The organism is Xanthomonas vasicola (genome assembly GCF_000772705.2).
Classification (GTDB): Bacteria; Pseudomonadota; Gammaproteobacteria; order Xanthomonadales; family Xanthomonadaceae; genus Xanthomonas; species Xanthomonas vasicola.
In genome coordinates, this window is sequence record NZ_JSBW02000065.1 from 1 (window position 1) to 15,310 (window position 15,310).

Genomic DNA, 15,310 nt, shown 5'->3' on the forward strand with positions numbered 1-15,310 from the left:
AACACCTCACGCCGCGTCCGCTTGCGCTTGCCGTTGTACTCCGCATCGCCGAAGGTCAGTTGCATCGTCGTTGTCCGTTGCGTCTGTGTGATTGTCGCAGGATCAAGGGGAGTTGTTCAGAGTTTCCTTAACGCGCAGACCGAAGCCATGCCCCCCTGCGCGTACACATGCATTTCCACCGGCACGTTGGCGTGGTTGAGCGCGACGTAGTACGCCAGCACCTGCGAAACGCCGTCCACATGATCGTCCTGCGCCTGCAGCAAAAAGGTCGGCGGCGTTTGGGCGGTGACGGTGATGTCTGGCCGTAGCGACAACTGGGTCGGATCGCGCGTAGCACCGTCTTCGTCCTCGTGCGCCCATAGATGGCCCGGGTAGACAGCAATGGCGAAGTCCGGCCGGCAACTCTGTGCATCGGACGCATCCACCGGCGGATACGTGCGCGTTGCAAAATGGGTACTGATCGCGGCCACTCAATGACCACCGGCGGAGAAACCGAGCACACCGATCTTGTGTGGGTTCACGCCCAACTGCTCCGCCTGCGCGCGCACCATCCCTAACGCTCGTTGGGCGTCCTGCACGGCGGTTTGCACTTTCGGGTAATAGCAGCGGTCGTTGACCCAGGTCGGCCCCGAGTTCGGCACGCGGTATTTCAGCAGCACGCAGGTGATGCCGCGTGCGGTCAGCCAGTCGCAGATCTCCGTCCCTTCCAGATCCATGGCCAGGACGTGATAGCCACCACCGGGGAACACCAGCACCGCCGCACCGGTGTTGTGCCCTTGGGCGCATAGACCGTCATGGTCGGGCGGCTGACATCGCTCACCTTCGTCCATGGGAAGCGCCCCTGGCCGGTACTCACTGATTCGGGCTTCGGGTGGCGCAGCGCATCAGGCACCGCGCCCGGCCAGAGCGGTATCTCGACCTGGCCAGGCGCTGGTTGCCAGCGCTCCGGCCAGTGCAAGCCCATGCACAAGCAGCAGCGCAACTGCCACCTACCAATGACGCAGCCTGATTTGCACGGTTGACCTCGAAAAAGCTGATGGAAAACAGGAAGCACCCTGCGAACTCGTGCGCGGATGAAATGCGCGAAGCACCGCGCCGTTGCACTCAAGCCGCGATGCTGTCGCGTACCGCGACTGCCACCGCTTTCAACGCTGCATCACGTGCAGCGTCGTCGACCTTGGCACCGTTCAAGTACGCCGTCAGCAACAGTGGCGCCCTGCCCTTCGGCGGCCAGAGGATGGCGATGTCGTTGCGGGTATCGATGCCGTTGCTGCCGGTCTTGTCGCCGATCTTCCAGTCGCGCGTGAGCCCCGCGCGCAGGCAATCGTCGCCGGTGCGGTTGTTGATCATCCAGTCGGTCAGCTGCTTGCGCGAGGCCGGCCGCAGCGCATCGCCGAGCAGCAGCGTGCGCAGCGTGTTAGCCATCGCTGCCGGGGTGGTGGTGTCGCGTGGGTCGCCGGCAGCGAATCGGTTCATCTCCGGCTCGTGGCGGTCGCTGCAGGTTTGGGCATCGCCAATGCTGCGCAGGAACGCGGTCACGCCGGCCGGGTCGCCCACCAGCGGGAACAACAGGTTGGCGGCTGGGTTGTCGCTATAGATCATCGTGGCCCGGCACAGCTCACCGACACTCAGCGACCCGCCGATATGGCGCTCGGTAACCGGGGCGTGCTCAAGCATGTCGGAGGCACGGATCTTGACCCGTTGCGCCAGCATCAGCTTGCCCTGGTCCACCCGCTGCAGCACCGCGGCAGCCAATACAAATTTGAAGGTGCTGCACATCGGAAAGCGCTCGTCTTGGCGCTGTCCGAGGTGCCAGCCGGTAGCGCTGTCGAGCAAGCTGATGCCCAGGCGGCCGCCGGTGCCGCGCTCGATCTTCGCCCACTGGGCCCGCAGCATGTCGTCCACGTTCAACGCCGGACTGGGCGCCCATGCGGGTCTGGACGCCGCAAATAGCACGCCCGCGCCGGTTGCGTGCAGGAACTGTCGCCGATTCAACATGCGCTTGCCTCCTTGAGAGAGCCCACAGTATCGGTGCGCGCGGAGTGACTCACCATTACGAGGTTTCGATCCCAGACATGAATTGAACTAATCTCTGCGCATGCCCCGGCCCCGTCTCCCGCTCAATGCCCTGCGCGCTTTCGAGGCCGCCGCACGTCACCAGAATCTGACCCGCGCGGCGGACGAGCTGTGCGTGAGCCAGGCCGCGCTGAGTCACCAGATCAAGGCACTGGAGCAGCAACTGGGCACCAGTTTGTTCCACCGCCTGCCCCGCGGTGTAGCGCTGACCGACGAAGGCGCCGCGCTAGCGCCGGTGCTCGGCGAAGCGTTCGACCGCATTGCCGCCACCCTTGAACGCTTTGCCGATGGCCGTTATCGCGAGGTGCTCAGCGTGGGCGTGGTGGGTACCTTCGCCACCGGCTGGCTGTTGCCGCGACTGGCAGCGTTCCATGCGGCGCATGCGGGTATCGAGCTGCGCCTGTCTACCCACAACAACCGCGTCGATCTGGCCGGTGAAGGCCTGGATCTGGCTATCCGCTTCGGCGATGGCGACTGGCAGGGGCAGGTTGCCGAGGCCGTGATGGAAGCGCCCTTTGCGCCGGTGTGTGCGCCGGCAATGGCGCGCGGCCTGCGCGCCCCAGAGGATCTGGCACGGGTGCCATTACTGCGCTCGTATCGTTCGGATGAGTGGCGGCAGTGGTTTCGCACTGCACGTGTGCCTGAGGTGCCCGCGCGCGGCACGATGTTCGATTCGTCGCTGACCCTGGCCAGCGCAGCGGCAGCCGGCGCCGGCGTGGCGTTGTTGCCGCTGCCGATGTTTCGCCAGGACCTGGATGCCGGGCGCCTGGTCTGCCCGTTCCCCATCACCATCGACGCTGGGCGCTATTGGCTCACGCGGCTACGCTCGCGACCGGAAAGCGACGCCGGGCGACGGCTGCGCGATTGGCTACTGGCCGAACAGCACGTCAGCCGCTGAGCAGCGCTGGCGTACTGCCGCGCTTAGCGGCTAACAAAACGACTGCGCTCATCGCCCAGGCGGGCGCGGCAGATGCTCGGTGCGGCAGGTGCCACTCGAACACGACGGCTCTGAGCGCGCCGTCCACGCCCACCTGACGACTGCTCGCTACGTTTTGGTAGCCGCGCTTAGAGCGCTTTAGATGTCTTGCCCACCCGCAAGCCAACTGACGAAATGCATCGTACTGGGCCCTGCCGGCGAACCAGTGTGGGCAAAACAGCTCGGACAGGCGATCATTGTGATACAGCAACAGCACCCGCTCGCTTTCGCGAACGCGAATGTCATCGGACCAGGAGCGGCGGAAATGCCCGCCCGCCCAGGTGACTTACAGCCCGTTCTCGTCCCATGCATAGGTGTAGGCATGCCGCAGGGCGGCCCGCTGCACATGCAGGCGCGTGATCCGCCGTGGCAGACCGCATATGTGCAACAGCGCCAGGCCGATCAAACCGCCGCCACCGCTGCCGATCAGCACCGGGCCGATGATCTGGCCCGCGTCAGTCAGTTGCAACAACACGACCCCGATCAGCAGCAGAACCGCCAGAAATACGATCACGCGTTTGGAAGAACGACGCGCATGCAACCACTGGGCGGCCAGATGGTCTTCCAGGCTGATGGTGGCGGTGATCAGGGGCAACCTCGTTTGACTCCAGGCGCAGCGTAACCCAGGCGTTTTTGTCGTGGCTAACGACACGTAGCGCAGTCGGCAGGCGGTTACGCACCGTGCACAGGAACCGCAATGTCAGCGTGGTCCCTGCCGCAGCGAGCACCGGCAGCGGCCACTGCGCAGTGGTGGTATTAGCCGCTCTTACGCGCCGTCGATCAGCTCCATCCACGCGGCCTCTGCCTCAGCCAGCTGCTGCGCGGTTGCTTCGCGATCACGCCCCAGCACGGCCATTTTCTCGCTGTCGGCGTAGTTGCCGGGGTTAGCCAACTCGCGATCCAGCGCAGCAAGCGCCGCTTCCAGCTCGCCGACGCGCTTTTCGGCGCTGGCCAGCTTGTGCGGGTTGACGGCTTTTTTCGGCGGCAGCGGCTTGGTCGGCGGTGGCGGGGTCGGCGCCACTTCGGCCATCTTCTGCTTGGTACCCTGCGCGGCCGGGCGGCTACGCAACCAGGCGGCGTATTCGTCCAGGTCGCCGCCGAAGGGCTCGACCACGCCATCGGCCACGCGCCAGAAACTGTCGCAGACCAGGCCGATCAGATGGCGATCGTGCGAGACCATCACGATGGCGCCTTCGAAATCGCTCAACGCTTCGGCCAGCGCTTCGCGCATTTCCAGGTCCAAGTGGTTGGTCGGTTCGTCGAGCAGCAACACGTTCGGCTGCTGCCAGGCGATCAACGCCAGCGCCAGGCGCGCGCGCTCGCCGCCGGAGAAACCATCCACCACTTCGAAGGCGCGGTCGCCGGCAAAATTCCATTTACCCAGGAAGTCGCGGAACGCCTGATTGGAGCCATCCGGCGACAAGTCGCGGAAGTGGTCCATCGGCGATTGGCCTTCGTGCAGCGATTCCACCGTGTGCTGTGCGAAGTAACCGATGCGCAAATCCGGATGCGCACTGCGCTCGCCAGACAGCGGCGCCAGTTCGCCCACCAGTGTTTTGACCAGCGTCGACTTACCCGCGCCATTGGGCCCCAGCAAACCAATCCGGTCGCCCGCTTCCAAGCCAAACCCGACATCATGCAAAACGGTAATCGCATCGCCAGACCCACGCTTTTGCGATTCCCCATTCTCCATTCCCGGTTCCCGCGGCGCAGCGGCATAGCCGGCTTCCACGTGATTGAGCCGGATCAACGAAAACGGCAGGCGATTGGGCTGCGCAAACTGGATGCGGAATTCGCGCTCGGCGCGCACGGCTTCGGTGCCGGCCATCTTGGCCAGACGCTTCATGCGGCTCTGCGCCTGGGTGGCCTTGCTGGCCTGCGCCTTGAAGCGGTCGATGAAGCTCTGCAGATGCGCGCGCTCGGCCTGTTCCTTGTCATGCGCGATCTGCTGCTGACGCAGGTGCTCGATGCGCTGGCGTTCGAAATCGGTGTAGCCACCGACATACAGCTTGGCGGTACCGCCATGCAGATGCAGGGTGTGGGTCGCCACGTTGTCGAGAAATTCGCGGTCGTGCGAAATCAGCAACAGCGTGCCAGGGTACTTGAGCAACCACTGCTCCAGCCATAGCACTGCGTCCATGTCCAAGTGGTTGGTCGGTTCGTCGAGCAGCAGCAGGTCGCTGGGCATCATCAGCGCGCGCGCCAGATTCAGACGCACGCGCCAGCCGCCGGAGAACGAGGACACCGCGCGGTGGTGCGTGTTGGCCGGGAAACCCAGGCCATGCAGCAGCTTGCCCGCGCGCGCTTCGGCGTCGTAGGCGCCGAGTTCAGCCATCTTCTGGTGCGCGTTGGCCACCGCCTCCCAGTCTTCGCGTGCGGTGGCTGCGGCTTCTTCCTGCAGCACCGCAGACACCTCGATATCGCCGCCGAGCACGAACGACAGCGCCGGGTCAGGCAAGGACGGGGTTTCCTGCGACACGCTGGCGGTGCGCACCTTGCCGGGCAGATCGACATCGCCCTTGTCGGCCTCCAGCTCGCCCTTCACCGCAGCGAACAGGCTCGACTTGCCGGTGCCGTTACGGCCCACCACCCCGACGCGGTAGCCGGCGTGCATGGTCAGGTCAACGTTGGAGAGCAGCAGACGCTCGCCGCGTCGCATGGAGAAGTTACGCAGGGAAATCATTGATGGACAGTCCGATAGAACGAAAAGGAATGAGCAGATGAGCAGCATTCCTGCGATACCATTCTAGCGTTAACGAATAATTAGCGCCTTCAGCGTGGCCGCCGCAGTCTTCGCACTGCAGCGACCGCCGCCTGCCCAGCCTTGCCTGGTCCTGCCTGGACCCACGTTTTCGGAGTTGTCATGCACATCCCCCTTTCCGCCCTTGCGACCGCTGTGGTCGCTGCACTGCTTGCTTCCCCCGCCCTGGCCCAGACCGCCGCGCCGGCGACCGCCCCGGCCAACACGTTGGATACAGTCATCGTCACCGGCACCCGCGTGTCTGACCGCACCGTTGCCGAGTCGCAATCGCCAATTGACATCATCAGCGCCGAATCGCTGCAGGCCACCGGCACCCCGGAACTGGCCACCGCGCTGGCGCGCGCGCTGCCCTCGCTGAACTTCCCACGCCCCGCGCTGAGCGACGGCACCAGTGCGATCCGCCCCGCGCAGCTGCGTGGCCTGTCGCCGGATCAGGTGCTGGTGCTGGTCAACGGCAAACGCCGCCACACCTCTTCGCTGCTCAACCTCAACGGCACGATTGGTCGGGGCTCGGCGGCGGTGGATCTGAACACCATTCCGGTCGCTGCAATCGCGCGGGTGGAAGTGCTGCGCGACGGCGCTTCCGCGCAGTACGGCTCCGATGCCATCGCCGGTGTGGTCAACATCGTGCTCAAGGGCGCAGAAAAGGGCGGCAGCCTGCAAGCCGGCTTCGGCCAGTATTCGGCCGGCGACGGCAATAACTACGAGCTGTCCGGCGACACCGGCGTGGCCTACGGCGGCGACCGCGGCTGGCTGCACGTGGCCGCCCAGCTCAATCAACAAGACCCCACCGACCGTGCGCGCGCCTACGCCGGCGCGCCCAGCGCCTCGCAGCCGGCAGTCGGCCAGAAGGCCTTCAAGATCGGCGACCCGGAGGTCAATGCGCAGGCGGTCTCGGCCAATACCGAATTCGCCTTCAGCGACAGCATCACCGGCTATGCGTTTGCCACCGCCAGCAACCGCGACATCACCTCGTTCGCGTTTTTCCGCGCGCCGGGCAGCGCCTCGCAGAATATCTTGTCGATCTATCCGCAGGGCTTTCTGCCGGAAATCCAGACCTATGCCAAAGACCGCTCGCTGGTCGCCGGTGTGCGCGGTTCCACCGCCAGCGGTTGGGATTGGGACGCCAGCTACAACTACGGCTACAACCGCATCGATTTCCACACCCGCAACACACTCAACGTAAGCCTGGGCCCGACCTCGCCCACGGCGTTCTACGACGGTGCGCTGGAAACTACGCAGAACATCGTCAACCTGGACGTCAAGCGCGGCTTCGACTGGGGCTTGGCGTATCCGGTGACGGTGGCCTTCGGTGCGGAATACCGCAACGAAAAGTGGAACCAGTCTCCAGGCGAAGTGGGTTCGTATTTCCAGAGCGGCACGCTGGCCGCTGGCGCGCAGGGGTTCGGCGGCTTCGCTCCTAGCGTATCGGGCCGGTATTCGCGTGACAGCTACGCGCTGTATGCGGATCTGGAAGCCGACTTCACCGACAAGTTCTCTGCCGGTCTGGCTGGGCGCTACGAGGACTACAGCGATTTCGGTAGTCAGGCCTCGGGCAAGTTGTCCGCGCGCTATGCGTTCACCGACAAGATCGCGTTGCGCGGCACGGTGTCGTCGGGCTTCCGCGCGCCGTCGCTGGCGCAGCAATATTTCCAGTCCACCAGCACCACCTTCCTGGCCGGCAACCCGAACCCGTTCGAGATCGGCACTTTCCCCGCCGACAGCACCGTGGCGCGCGCGCTCGGCGCCGAGCGGCTGGACGCGGAAACCTCGCTGTCCTACAGCCTGGGCCTGGTGTTGCAGCCGACCGATGCGCTCTACCTCACCGTGGATGCGTACCAGATCGATGTGGACGACCGCATCGTGCTGTCGTCCAACCTCACCGGGACCGGCGTGCGGAACCTGTTGGAATCGCAGGGCATCTTCGGCATCAACGGCGGGCGTTACTTCACCAACGCCGTGGACACGCGCACGCGTGGCGTGGACGTGGTGGGCAGCTACCGCTGGCAGCTTGCCACCAGCAGCGTGGACCTGACTGCCGGCTACAATTATTCCGAAACCGAAGTGCGCAGCGTCGCCGCCAACCCGGCAGCGCTGTCAGACAACGGGCTGAGCCTGGAGCGCATCGACCGCACCGAGCGTGGCCGCATCGAAGAAGGCTTCCCGCGCGATAAGTTCCTGATCAACGGCAGTTGGAATTTGGAGCACTGGACGCTGGCCCTGGGTGCGACGCGCTACGGCAAGTTCAGCACCCGCCCGGCCGACGCGACCAACGACCAGACCTTCGGGGCCAAGTGGGTGGTGGATGCCTCGGCCAGCTACAAGGTGGACCGCTGGACGCTGACGTTGGGTGCAGACAATGTGCTGGACGAATATCCGGACGAAAACAACTTCGCCAATTCCACCAGCGGGCAATTTCCATACAGCAATCTGTCGCCGTTCGGTTTCAACGGTGCGTATGTGTACGGGCGCATCAACTACCGCTGGTAAGCACTGCGCTTGATCGGCGGATGTCGCCGTTGCGATCGCAAGGTGGGCGACGCGATTGGCAATCTTGCGATCAGCATGAGACAGCCGCAGCATACGCCGTGATTGGGGATGCGCTGTCACTGCACATGCATGGCGCGTCGGAGTGCATCTTCACCATTGATGTTCGACCGCACGCCCCGACCAGTTCGGGGCGTGTGCGTATTGGCCGGCGTTACCGCAGCCTTGTAGAGCGGCAAACAGATGACTGCCGAGCCACCAGCGGACGCGGCCGGTGCTCGGTACTTGTGCTTTGTGCGCCATGTCCCACGCGTACACCGCGGTTCGCGTGCGCCGCCTGCGCGTACCTGACGACTGGTCGCTACGCCTTGCTAGCCGCGCTTACGCACCGCATCGCTGCGAGGTGAAGAGCTAGCGGCAGTTGCGGTCGTATCAACAGCGTTCCCGTCGTTGCTGGAGCACGCACCATGGAAAAACATCGCAGCTGTCGCGCGGACGCTTGATCGACTACCTGCACCTGGTGGTGCAGGACCTGCCGGCCAGCCGGCGCTTCTACAGAGCCGTACTGGACGTTCTTTGCATTCCGCTCGGCGGTGAAGCGACGGATTCTTCTGGGCCGGCGAACTGTTTGTCTCCAACCGCGACACGGTTGCACAAGGCATGCTGACCGGCCGCCATCACCTAGCATTTCAGGCGCGCGATGTGGCGATGGTGCATGCCTTCCATCAGGCGGCGCTCGCCCTTGGTAGTCGCGACAATGGTGCACCCGGCTTGCGGCCGTATCACCGGCACTACGACGCTGCGTTCTTGCTCGATCCGGACGGCAAAAATATCGAAGCGGTCTTCCATGGTGTTGCGCAACACAGTGCAGATGCGGTGCAGATCACGTTCTGATGCACAAGTTTCATAACTGGTATTGCTGTCCAACATGGTGCAAGCAAACCCTTGCGCTGGCAGGTCTGGTGCACGCAACGCATCACTTTGGTGCACGATGACAGCGTTGCCAGCGGCAAGACAGATATGACAGTTTGCTTGCCAACGTAACCAAAATTTGACATGTGGTTACGCGTGGTTAATGGTTGAGAACGCATCGCAGTTGCCGCGTTAGACGCGGCCCGGGAGGGGGCACCTGCGATGCATCCGTTCCCCACTCGGAGTTGTCACCGCATGAATTGCAAGACCAGTCCACTCGCAGTTGCCGTTGTTCTTGCACTGTCGTTTTCCGCTTCCACCGCCGTTGCACAGTCGCAGTCGCCGACCCAGAAAACACTCGACACCCTGATCGTGACCGGTACGCGCGTGGCCGATCGCACGGTCGCCGAATCGGCATCGCCGATCGACATTATTTCGCCGCAGGCGTTGGAATCGACCGGCACCACCGAGTTGGCGACCGCGCTCTCACGCGCGATTCCCTCGCTCAATTTCCCGCGTCCGGCCATCTCCGACGGTTCTGACGCCGTGCGCCCGGCGCAGCTGCGTGGCCTGTCGCCGGATCAGGTCTTGGTGTTGGTCAACGGCAAGCGCTATCACAGCACCGCATTGATCAATCTCAATGACACGCAGGGGCGCGGCTCCTCGCCGGCAGACCTCAACACCATTCCGATTGCAGCGGTGGAGCGCATCGAAGTATTGCGCGACGGTGCATCCGCGCAATACGGCTCGGATGCCATCGCCGGCGTGATCAACATCGTGCTCAAGGGCAGCGGCGAAGGCGGCAGCGTCAATGGCCGCTACGGCAAGTACAGCGCTGGAGACGGCGAGCAGTATCAGTTGTCCGGCGATGCCGGCTTCAGCTTCGCCGGCACCGGCAAGGTGCACCTGGCCGCGCAGGCCGGACATTCGGATCAGACCAACCGCGCGTTGCCGTTTCAGGGCCGTGTGGAGCAGCGTTACGGCGACCCCGAGATCGACCAGGGCGCCATCTCGTTCAACGGCGAATACAGCCCAACCGATTACCTGACCTTCTACTCGTTCGGCATGGTCAGCCGGCGCGAAGTGTTGTCCAACGGCTATTTCCGTTTTGCCGGCGATAACCGCAATCGACCGGAAATTTATCCGGACGGTTTTCTGCCGCAGATCTACAACGTCAGCAAGGACGTCTCGTGGGTGGGTGGTTTGAAGACTTCCACCGACGGTGGCTTGAACATCGATCTGAGCTACAACTACGGCCAGAACAATCTCACCTTCGATGTGCGCAACAGCTTGAACAACAGCCTGGGCGTGACCAGCCCGACCGACTTCCATGCCGGTACGCTGGAAGTGACGCAGAACGTGCTCAATGCCGATTTCACCAAGACGCTGGATTGGGGCTTGGCGTATCCGCTCACGCTGGCGTTTGGTGCGGAATGGCGCGGCGAGAAGTTCAACGAATCGCCAGGCGATGCGGCCTCGTCGGCCAACGGTGGCATTCCTTCGGCCAACGGATCGTTGATTCCCGGCGCGCAGGTGTTCCCGGGCTTCAAGCCCTCCGATTCCGGTTACTACAATCGCAATAGCCATTCGGCCTATGTCGATCTGGAAGCGGATCTGACCGATAAGTTCTCTGCCGGTCTGGCCGGGCGCTACGAGAAGTACAGCGACTTCGGCGACACCGCTACCGGCAAACTGTCGATGCGCTATGCGTTCACCGACAAGGTGGCGGTGCGTGCCACTGCGTCCACCGGCTTCCGCGCGCCGTCGCTGCAGCAGCAGAACTTCCAGTCGATCGCCACCCAGTTCCTCAACGTGGCGCAGCCCAACGGCACAGTCACTGCGACTCCGTTCGAGATCGGCACCTTCCGTACCGATAACCCGGCCGCAATCGCGCTCGGTGCCGAGCCACTCAAGGCCGAAGAGTCCAAGAATTACGGCCTGGGTGTGGTGCTGCAGCCGGTGGAGAATCTGTACATCACCGTCGACGCCTACCGCATCGATATCCACGACCGCATCGTGTTGTCGGAGAACCTCACCTCGACGTCGGCACGCAACTATCTTCAGGCCAATGGTTTCCCGGGCATCGGCGGCGGGCGTTACTTCACCAATGCGGTGGACACCAAGACGCAGGGCGTGGATGCGGTCGGCACCTATCGCTGGAATCTGGATGGCGGCAGCGCAGAGCTGACCTCCGGCTACAACTACAACAAGACCGAAGTGAAACGCATCGCCGACAACCCGGCAGCGCTGATGGCGATCGACCCGGATGCGGTGCGCATCGGCCGCGCCGAAATCGGGCGTATCACCGAAGGCACGCCACGCGACAAGTTCTTCCTCGGCGGTACCTGGTCGCCAGGCAACTGGTCGTTCACCGGCACCGCCACGCGCTGGGGTGAGTTCAGCACCTTCGGCACCAACGCTGGCAGCGACCAGACCTACGCGGCCAAGTGGACGCTGGATCTGGCTGCGTCCTACAAGCTGGGCGCATGGAACTTCACTGTTGGTGGCGACAACGTGCTCAACGAATATCCCGACCGCCAGCAAGCGGGTCTGGGCACGCGCACCTACCTGCCCTACAGCAGCGCCTCGCCGTTCGGTTTCAACGGTGCGTTGGTGTACGCAAACGTGAGCTACAAGTGGTAATTCCCAGGTACCGGTCGGCAACGACCGGCACCTGAGTCGCGCGGCACAGCACGTTTGCGTGCTGCCGACGTCACCACCGCCACTGGTCACCCTCGCACACGTGAGGGTGACCAGGTTAGACGCTCCGCTGCACGCTGCACCGCTTCAGCAAGGATGCGCACAGCTAAAGTGCGTGAGGCGCCAACACCACGCATTGCCGATTGCTGCCATCTTCGCCCGCACGGCTCCGCACTCCGGCAGCACGCGGCGCGCAGGCATGACAGATCACCCGTACGCAGTTGCATTCCCCGGCGCTACGTCGCTACGTCCATCATCTTTTTGAGCCTTGATTCCCATGCACACCTCCAACGCACTCTCGCTGGCGATTGCAGTCTCACTCACCGTCTGTTCCTTCGCTGCAAGTGCGCAGTCGCAATCGCCCCAGCCGCAGAAGACCCTGGATGCCCTGATCGTTACCGGTACACGTGTGAGCGACCGTACCGTGGCCGAATCCGAATCGCCGATCGACATCATCTCCGAGGAGTCGTTGCAGGACACCGGCGCCACCGACGTCGCCACTGCACTCGGCAAGCTATTGCCATCGCTGAATTTCCCGCGCCCGGCCATCGCCGATGGCAACGACGCCGCGCGTCCCGCCACGCTGCGCGGACTGTCGCCGGACAACGTGCTGGTGCTGGTCGACGGCAAGCGTTACCACACCTCCTCGCTGGTGAATTACAACCCCTATGTGGGTCGTGGTTCGGCCCCGGCCGATCTCAACTCGCTGCCAATGTCGGCAATCGCCCGCATCGAGGTGCTGCGCGATGGCGCATCGGCGCAATACGGCTCCGACGCCATTGCCGGTGTGATCAACATCGTGCTCAAGCACGGCGCCGATGCTGGCAGCAACAGCATTTCGGTCAACGGCGGCATCATGGACAAGGGCGACGGCGCGCAGAACGGCATCGACGGCTCGGTCGGTCTGCCGTTCGGCAGCACCACCGGCGATACCGCGCCTGGCTGGGTGCGGCTGTCCTGGAATTATCAGAATTCGATGGACACCAATCGCAGCGAGAACACCAATCGCGCCACCACGATTGCCGGCTCCGCCAATCCCAGTGGGGTGCCTTACCAGCGTCATGGCGATCCGGATGCCAGGTTCTATCAGGGCCTGGCCGCATTCGGCTATAACTTCACGCCCAACGTCGAACTGTATGGCCATCTGAGCGTCAGCCGCCGCGAAGTCACCTCCAACGGCTACTACCGTTCCTACGACAACACCGACCGCAATGTGCAGGCGGTGTATCCCAACGGCTTCCTGCCGCAGATCTACAACCCGATCAATGACCGCTCGGCGGTGCTCGGCGTCAAAGGCACCACTGCAAGCGACTGGCATTGGGACGTGTCGGCCACCTACGGCAAGAACGACATGACCTTCAACATCCTCAACAGCATCAACAGTAATTTGTACTGGAGCACCGGCAGCTCGCCGACCAACTTCAATTCCGGCGGCTTCGAAACCGAGCAAGGCACGCTCAACGCCGACTTCAACAAGTCCTTCGATTGGGGCCTGGCCTATCCGGTCAATCTGGCCTTCGGCGCCGAACACCGGCAGGACCGCTACGAGATCGTCGCCGGCTCGCCAGCGTCGTATTTCTTCGACCCCGACACCATCAACCCGGAGACCGGAAGCTCCTACCCCGGCGGTGCGCAGGTGTTCTCCGGCCTGGAGCCCTCGGTAGCCGGCAAGTTCGGCCGCCACAGCAACGCGGCCTACGCAGCGCTGGAAGCGGATCTGACCGACAAGCTGTCCGGCGGCATCGCCGGACGTTACGAGAACTACAGCGACGCCGGCGCCACCCGCTCGGGCAAGCTTTCGGCGCGCTATGCGTTCACCGATACGTTCTCAATGCGTGCAACGGTCTCCAACGGGTTCCGTGCGCCCTCGCTGGCCCAGCAGAACTATGCGTCGGTGGTGACCCTGCCGCAGGAAGGCCAGCTGATCCAGGTCGGCACCTACCGCACCTCCGACCCGATCGCCGTGCAGTTAGGCGCGCGCCCGCTCAGTCCGGAAAAGTCCACCAACTACGGAATTGGCAGCGTCTGGCAGCCAACCGCCAACTTCACCTCGACGCTGGACGTGTACCAGATCCGCATCTGGGACCAGATCCTGTATTCGGACCAGATCCAGCTCGCCCAGCCGATCGGCCAGGTTGGTGCGGTGCAATTCTTCGTCAACGGCGCCACCAGCCGCACCCGCGGCGTCGACTGGGTCAATAGCTACAAGGCCGATCTTGGCGCCGGCGGCAGCCTCAATCTGAGCGCTAGCGCCAACTACAACAAGACCAAGATCCTGGAACTGTCCAATCCGAACTTCGGACGCGCCAGCCAGGGCTTGTTGACCGAGTCCACGCCACGCACCAAGTACATGTTGGCAGCGGACTGGACCTTGGGCAGCTTCTCGCTCAACGGCAACGCCACCCGCTATGGCGCGATCAAGCGCATTGCGGATCCGGTCGACGGCAGTCAGGACCAGACCTATTCGGCACGCTGGATTCTCAATCTGGCGGCCAACTACACCTGGCAGGCGCTGACCTTCACCGTGGGCGCCGACAACGTCACCAACCAGTATCCGACCAAGGCACAGTTGACCACCGGGTATGACGACCGTGCCAGCGGTCTGCAGTATTCCTCGCTGTCGCCGTTCGGCTTCAACGGTCGCTACTGGTACGGCCGAGTGACCTATCGCTTCTGAGAAGCGCGTAGCCTTGGAAGGCTAGGCGCGGCATGCATCAACGCCGCACGATAGTTGTTAGCCGTTCCAGACATCTGCGTTGATCGGATTGCGCTCAGACATCGACAGGCATCACCGATCTTCGGTGGTGCCTGTTTTGTTCTAGGCCTGTATGCAGTGGCGCATGTAGCGAATGCTGCTGGCTGCGCGTGCAAGTCATGCGCAAAGCTGCTGCATCACCAGGACGCCGGCAAGGCATCCACCTGTTGCGATTGCGTCATCACTCTAGCTCAGCCTGAGGTTGCTCCAGGCGCAGTGCCTGCAACTGCGTGAGCAGCGCGGCAAGCGCTGCTTCCCAGCGCGATCGATACAAGCCGGTTGCGAGGCGATGGGGATTCCGCCACCGCATGATTGCCTAAATGCGCGATCAACTGCGTCGCGAGATTACTGACCACTTGGCGCATCACGTCGATGTGCCGCGCGGCGAAAACGTGACTCATCAGCAGGCGCTCGGCCAGTTCCAGCAGCGGCTGTGCATCGCGTATGTACGTGTTGATCAGGCATGCATCGTGCCGAAAACTGTAGCGTTGCTATGTGTTCACTCCCGGCATTAGATGGATCGGGTTGACCTTGAACCGCTCGGGTTCGGATGTCCACTGTTCGCAGATAAATTCGTACGGTGTCAGACCTTCCAACGCTGTGAGCCTGCGACCGAAGTTGTAGGCGTCGATGAACATGGTCA

Annotated in this window: 7 protein-coding genes, 2 other RNA genes and 4 pseudogenes; 8 read left to right on the forward strand and 5 right to left on the reverse strand. The window is 63.4% G+C overall.

Annotated features, from left to right (window positions below; all coding sequences use genetic code 11):
- Positions 1–102: 102 nt before the first annotated feature.
- Both NX05_RS17470 and bla read right to left on the reverse strand, forming a co-directional pair.
- Positions 103–989, reverse strand: a pseudogene (locus NX05_RS17470) (alpha/beta hydrolase).
- Between the two features lie 115 nt (positions 990–1,104).
- Positions 1,105–1,998 (reverse strand): class A beta-lactamase, encoded by an 894-nt coding sequence (gene bla, locus NX05_RS17475; RefSeq protein WP_039437408.1) that lies wholly within the window; start codon positions 1,996–1,998, stop codon positions 1,105–1,107.
- Positions 1,999–2,098: 100 nt separating this feature from the next.
- Here bla and ampR point away from each other — a divergent pair, with 100 nt between their 5' ends.
- Both ampR and NX05_RS23035 read left to right on the forward strand, forming a co-directional pair.
- Complete coding sequence (gene ampR / locus NX05_RS17480; RefSeq protein ID WP_010367021.1) at positions 2,099–2,974, forward strand: LysR family transcriptional regulator AmpR; 876 nt, start codon at positions 2,099–2,101, stop codon at positions 2,972–2,974.
- Positions 2,975–3,060: 86 nt separating this feature from the next.
- Positions 3,061–3,137: non-coding RNA, sX9 sRNA (locus tag NX05_RS23035), on the forward strand.
- Positions 3,138–3,141: 4 nt separating this feature from the next.
- Here NX05_RS23035 and NX05_RS17485 read toward each other — a convergent pair.
- Positions 3,142–3,641: pseudogene (locus NX05_RS17485) on the reverse strand (YcxB family protein).
- Between the two features lie 177 nt (positions 3,642–3,818).
- Entirely contained in the window at positions 3,819–5,735 is a 1,917-nt protein-coding gene (locus NX05_RS17490) for an ABC-F family ATP-binding cassette domain-containing protein (RefSeq protein WP_039437411.1), read from the reverse strand.
- 180 nt (positions 5,736–5,915) lie between these two features.
- Between NX05_RS17490 and NX05_RS17495 the strand changes: the two genes are divergently transcribed.
- From NX05_RS17495 to NX05_RS23935, 6 genes and pseudogenes are all read left to right on the forward strand, one after another.
- Positions 5,916–8,303, forward strand: coding sequence for a TonB-dependent receptor plug domain-containing protein (locus NX05_RS17495; RefSeq protein WP_039437413.1), 2,388 nt, complete (start codon positions 5,916–5,918; stop codon positions 8,301–8,303).
- A 298-nt stretch (positions 8,304–8,601) separates the two neighbouring features.
- Positions 8,602–8,677: non-coding RNA, sX9 sRNA (locus NX05_RS23040), on the forward strand.
- Between the two features lie 122 nt (positions 8,678–8,799).
- Positions 8,800–9,194 (forward strand): annotated as a pseudogene (locus tag NX05_RS23045) (VOC family protein).
- 273 nt (positions 9,195–9,467) lie between these two features.
- On the forward strand, positions 9,468–11,855 hold the full coding sequence (locus NX05_RS17505) for a TonB-dependent receptor plug domain-containing protein (protein ID WP_039437418.1): 2,388 nt from the start codon (positions 9,468–9,470) through the stop codon (positions 11,853–11,855).
- A gap of 334 nt (positions 11,856–12,189) precedes the next feature.
- On the forward strand, positions 12,190–14,589 hold the full coding sequence (locus NX05_RS17510; protein WP_039437420.1) for a TonB-dependent receptor plug domain-containing protein: 2,400 nt from the start codon (positions 12,190–12,192) through the stop codon (positions 14,587–14,589).
- A 398-nt stretch (positions 14,590–14,987) separates the two neighbouring features.
- On the forward strand, positions 14,988–15,182 hold the full coding sequence (locus NX05_RS23935) for a hypothetical protein (protein ID WP_039437423.1): 195 nt from the start codon (positions 14,988–14,990) through the stop codon (positions 15,180–15,182).
- Here NX05_RS23935 and NX05_RS23940 read toward each other — a convergent pair.
- Positions 15,159–15,310, reverse strand: a pseudogene (locus tag NX05_RS23940) (IS481 family transposase); the annotation flags it as partial. The gene NX05_RS23935 and the pseudogene NX05_RS23940 overlap by 24 nt on opposite strands.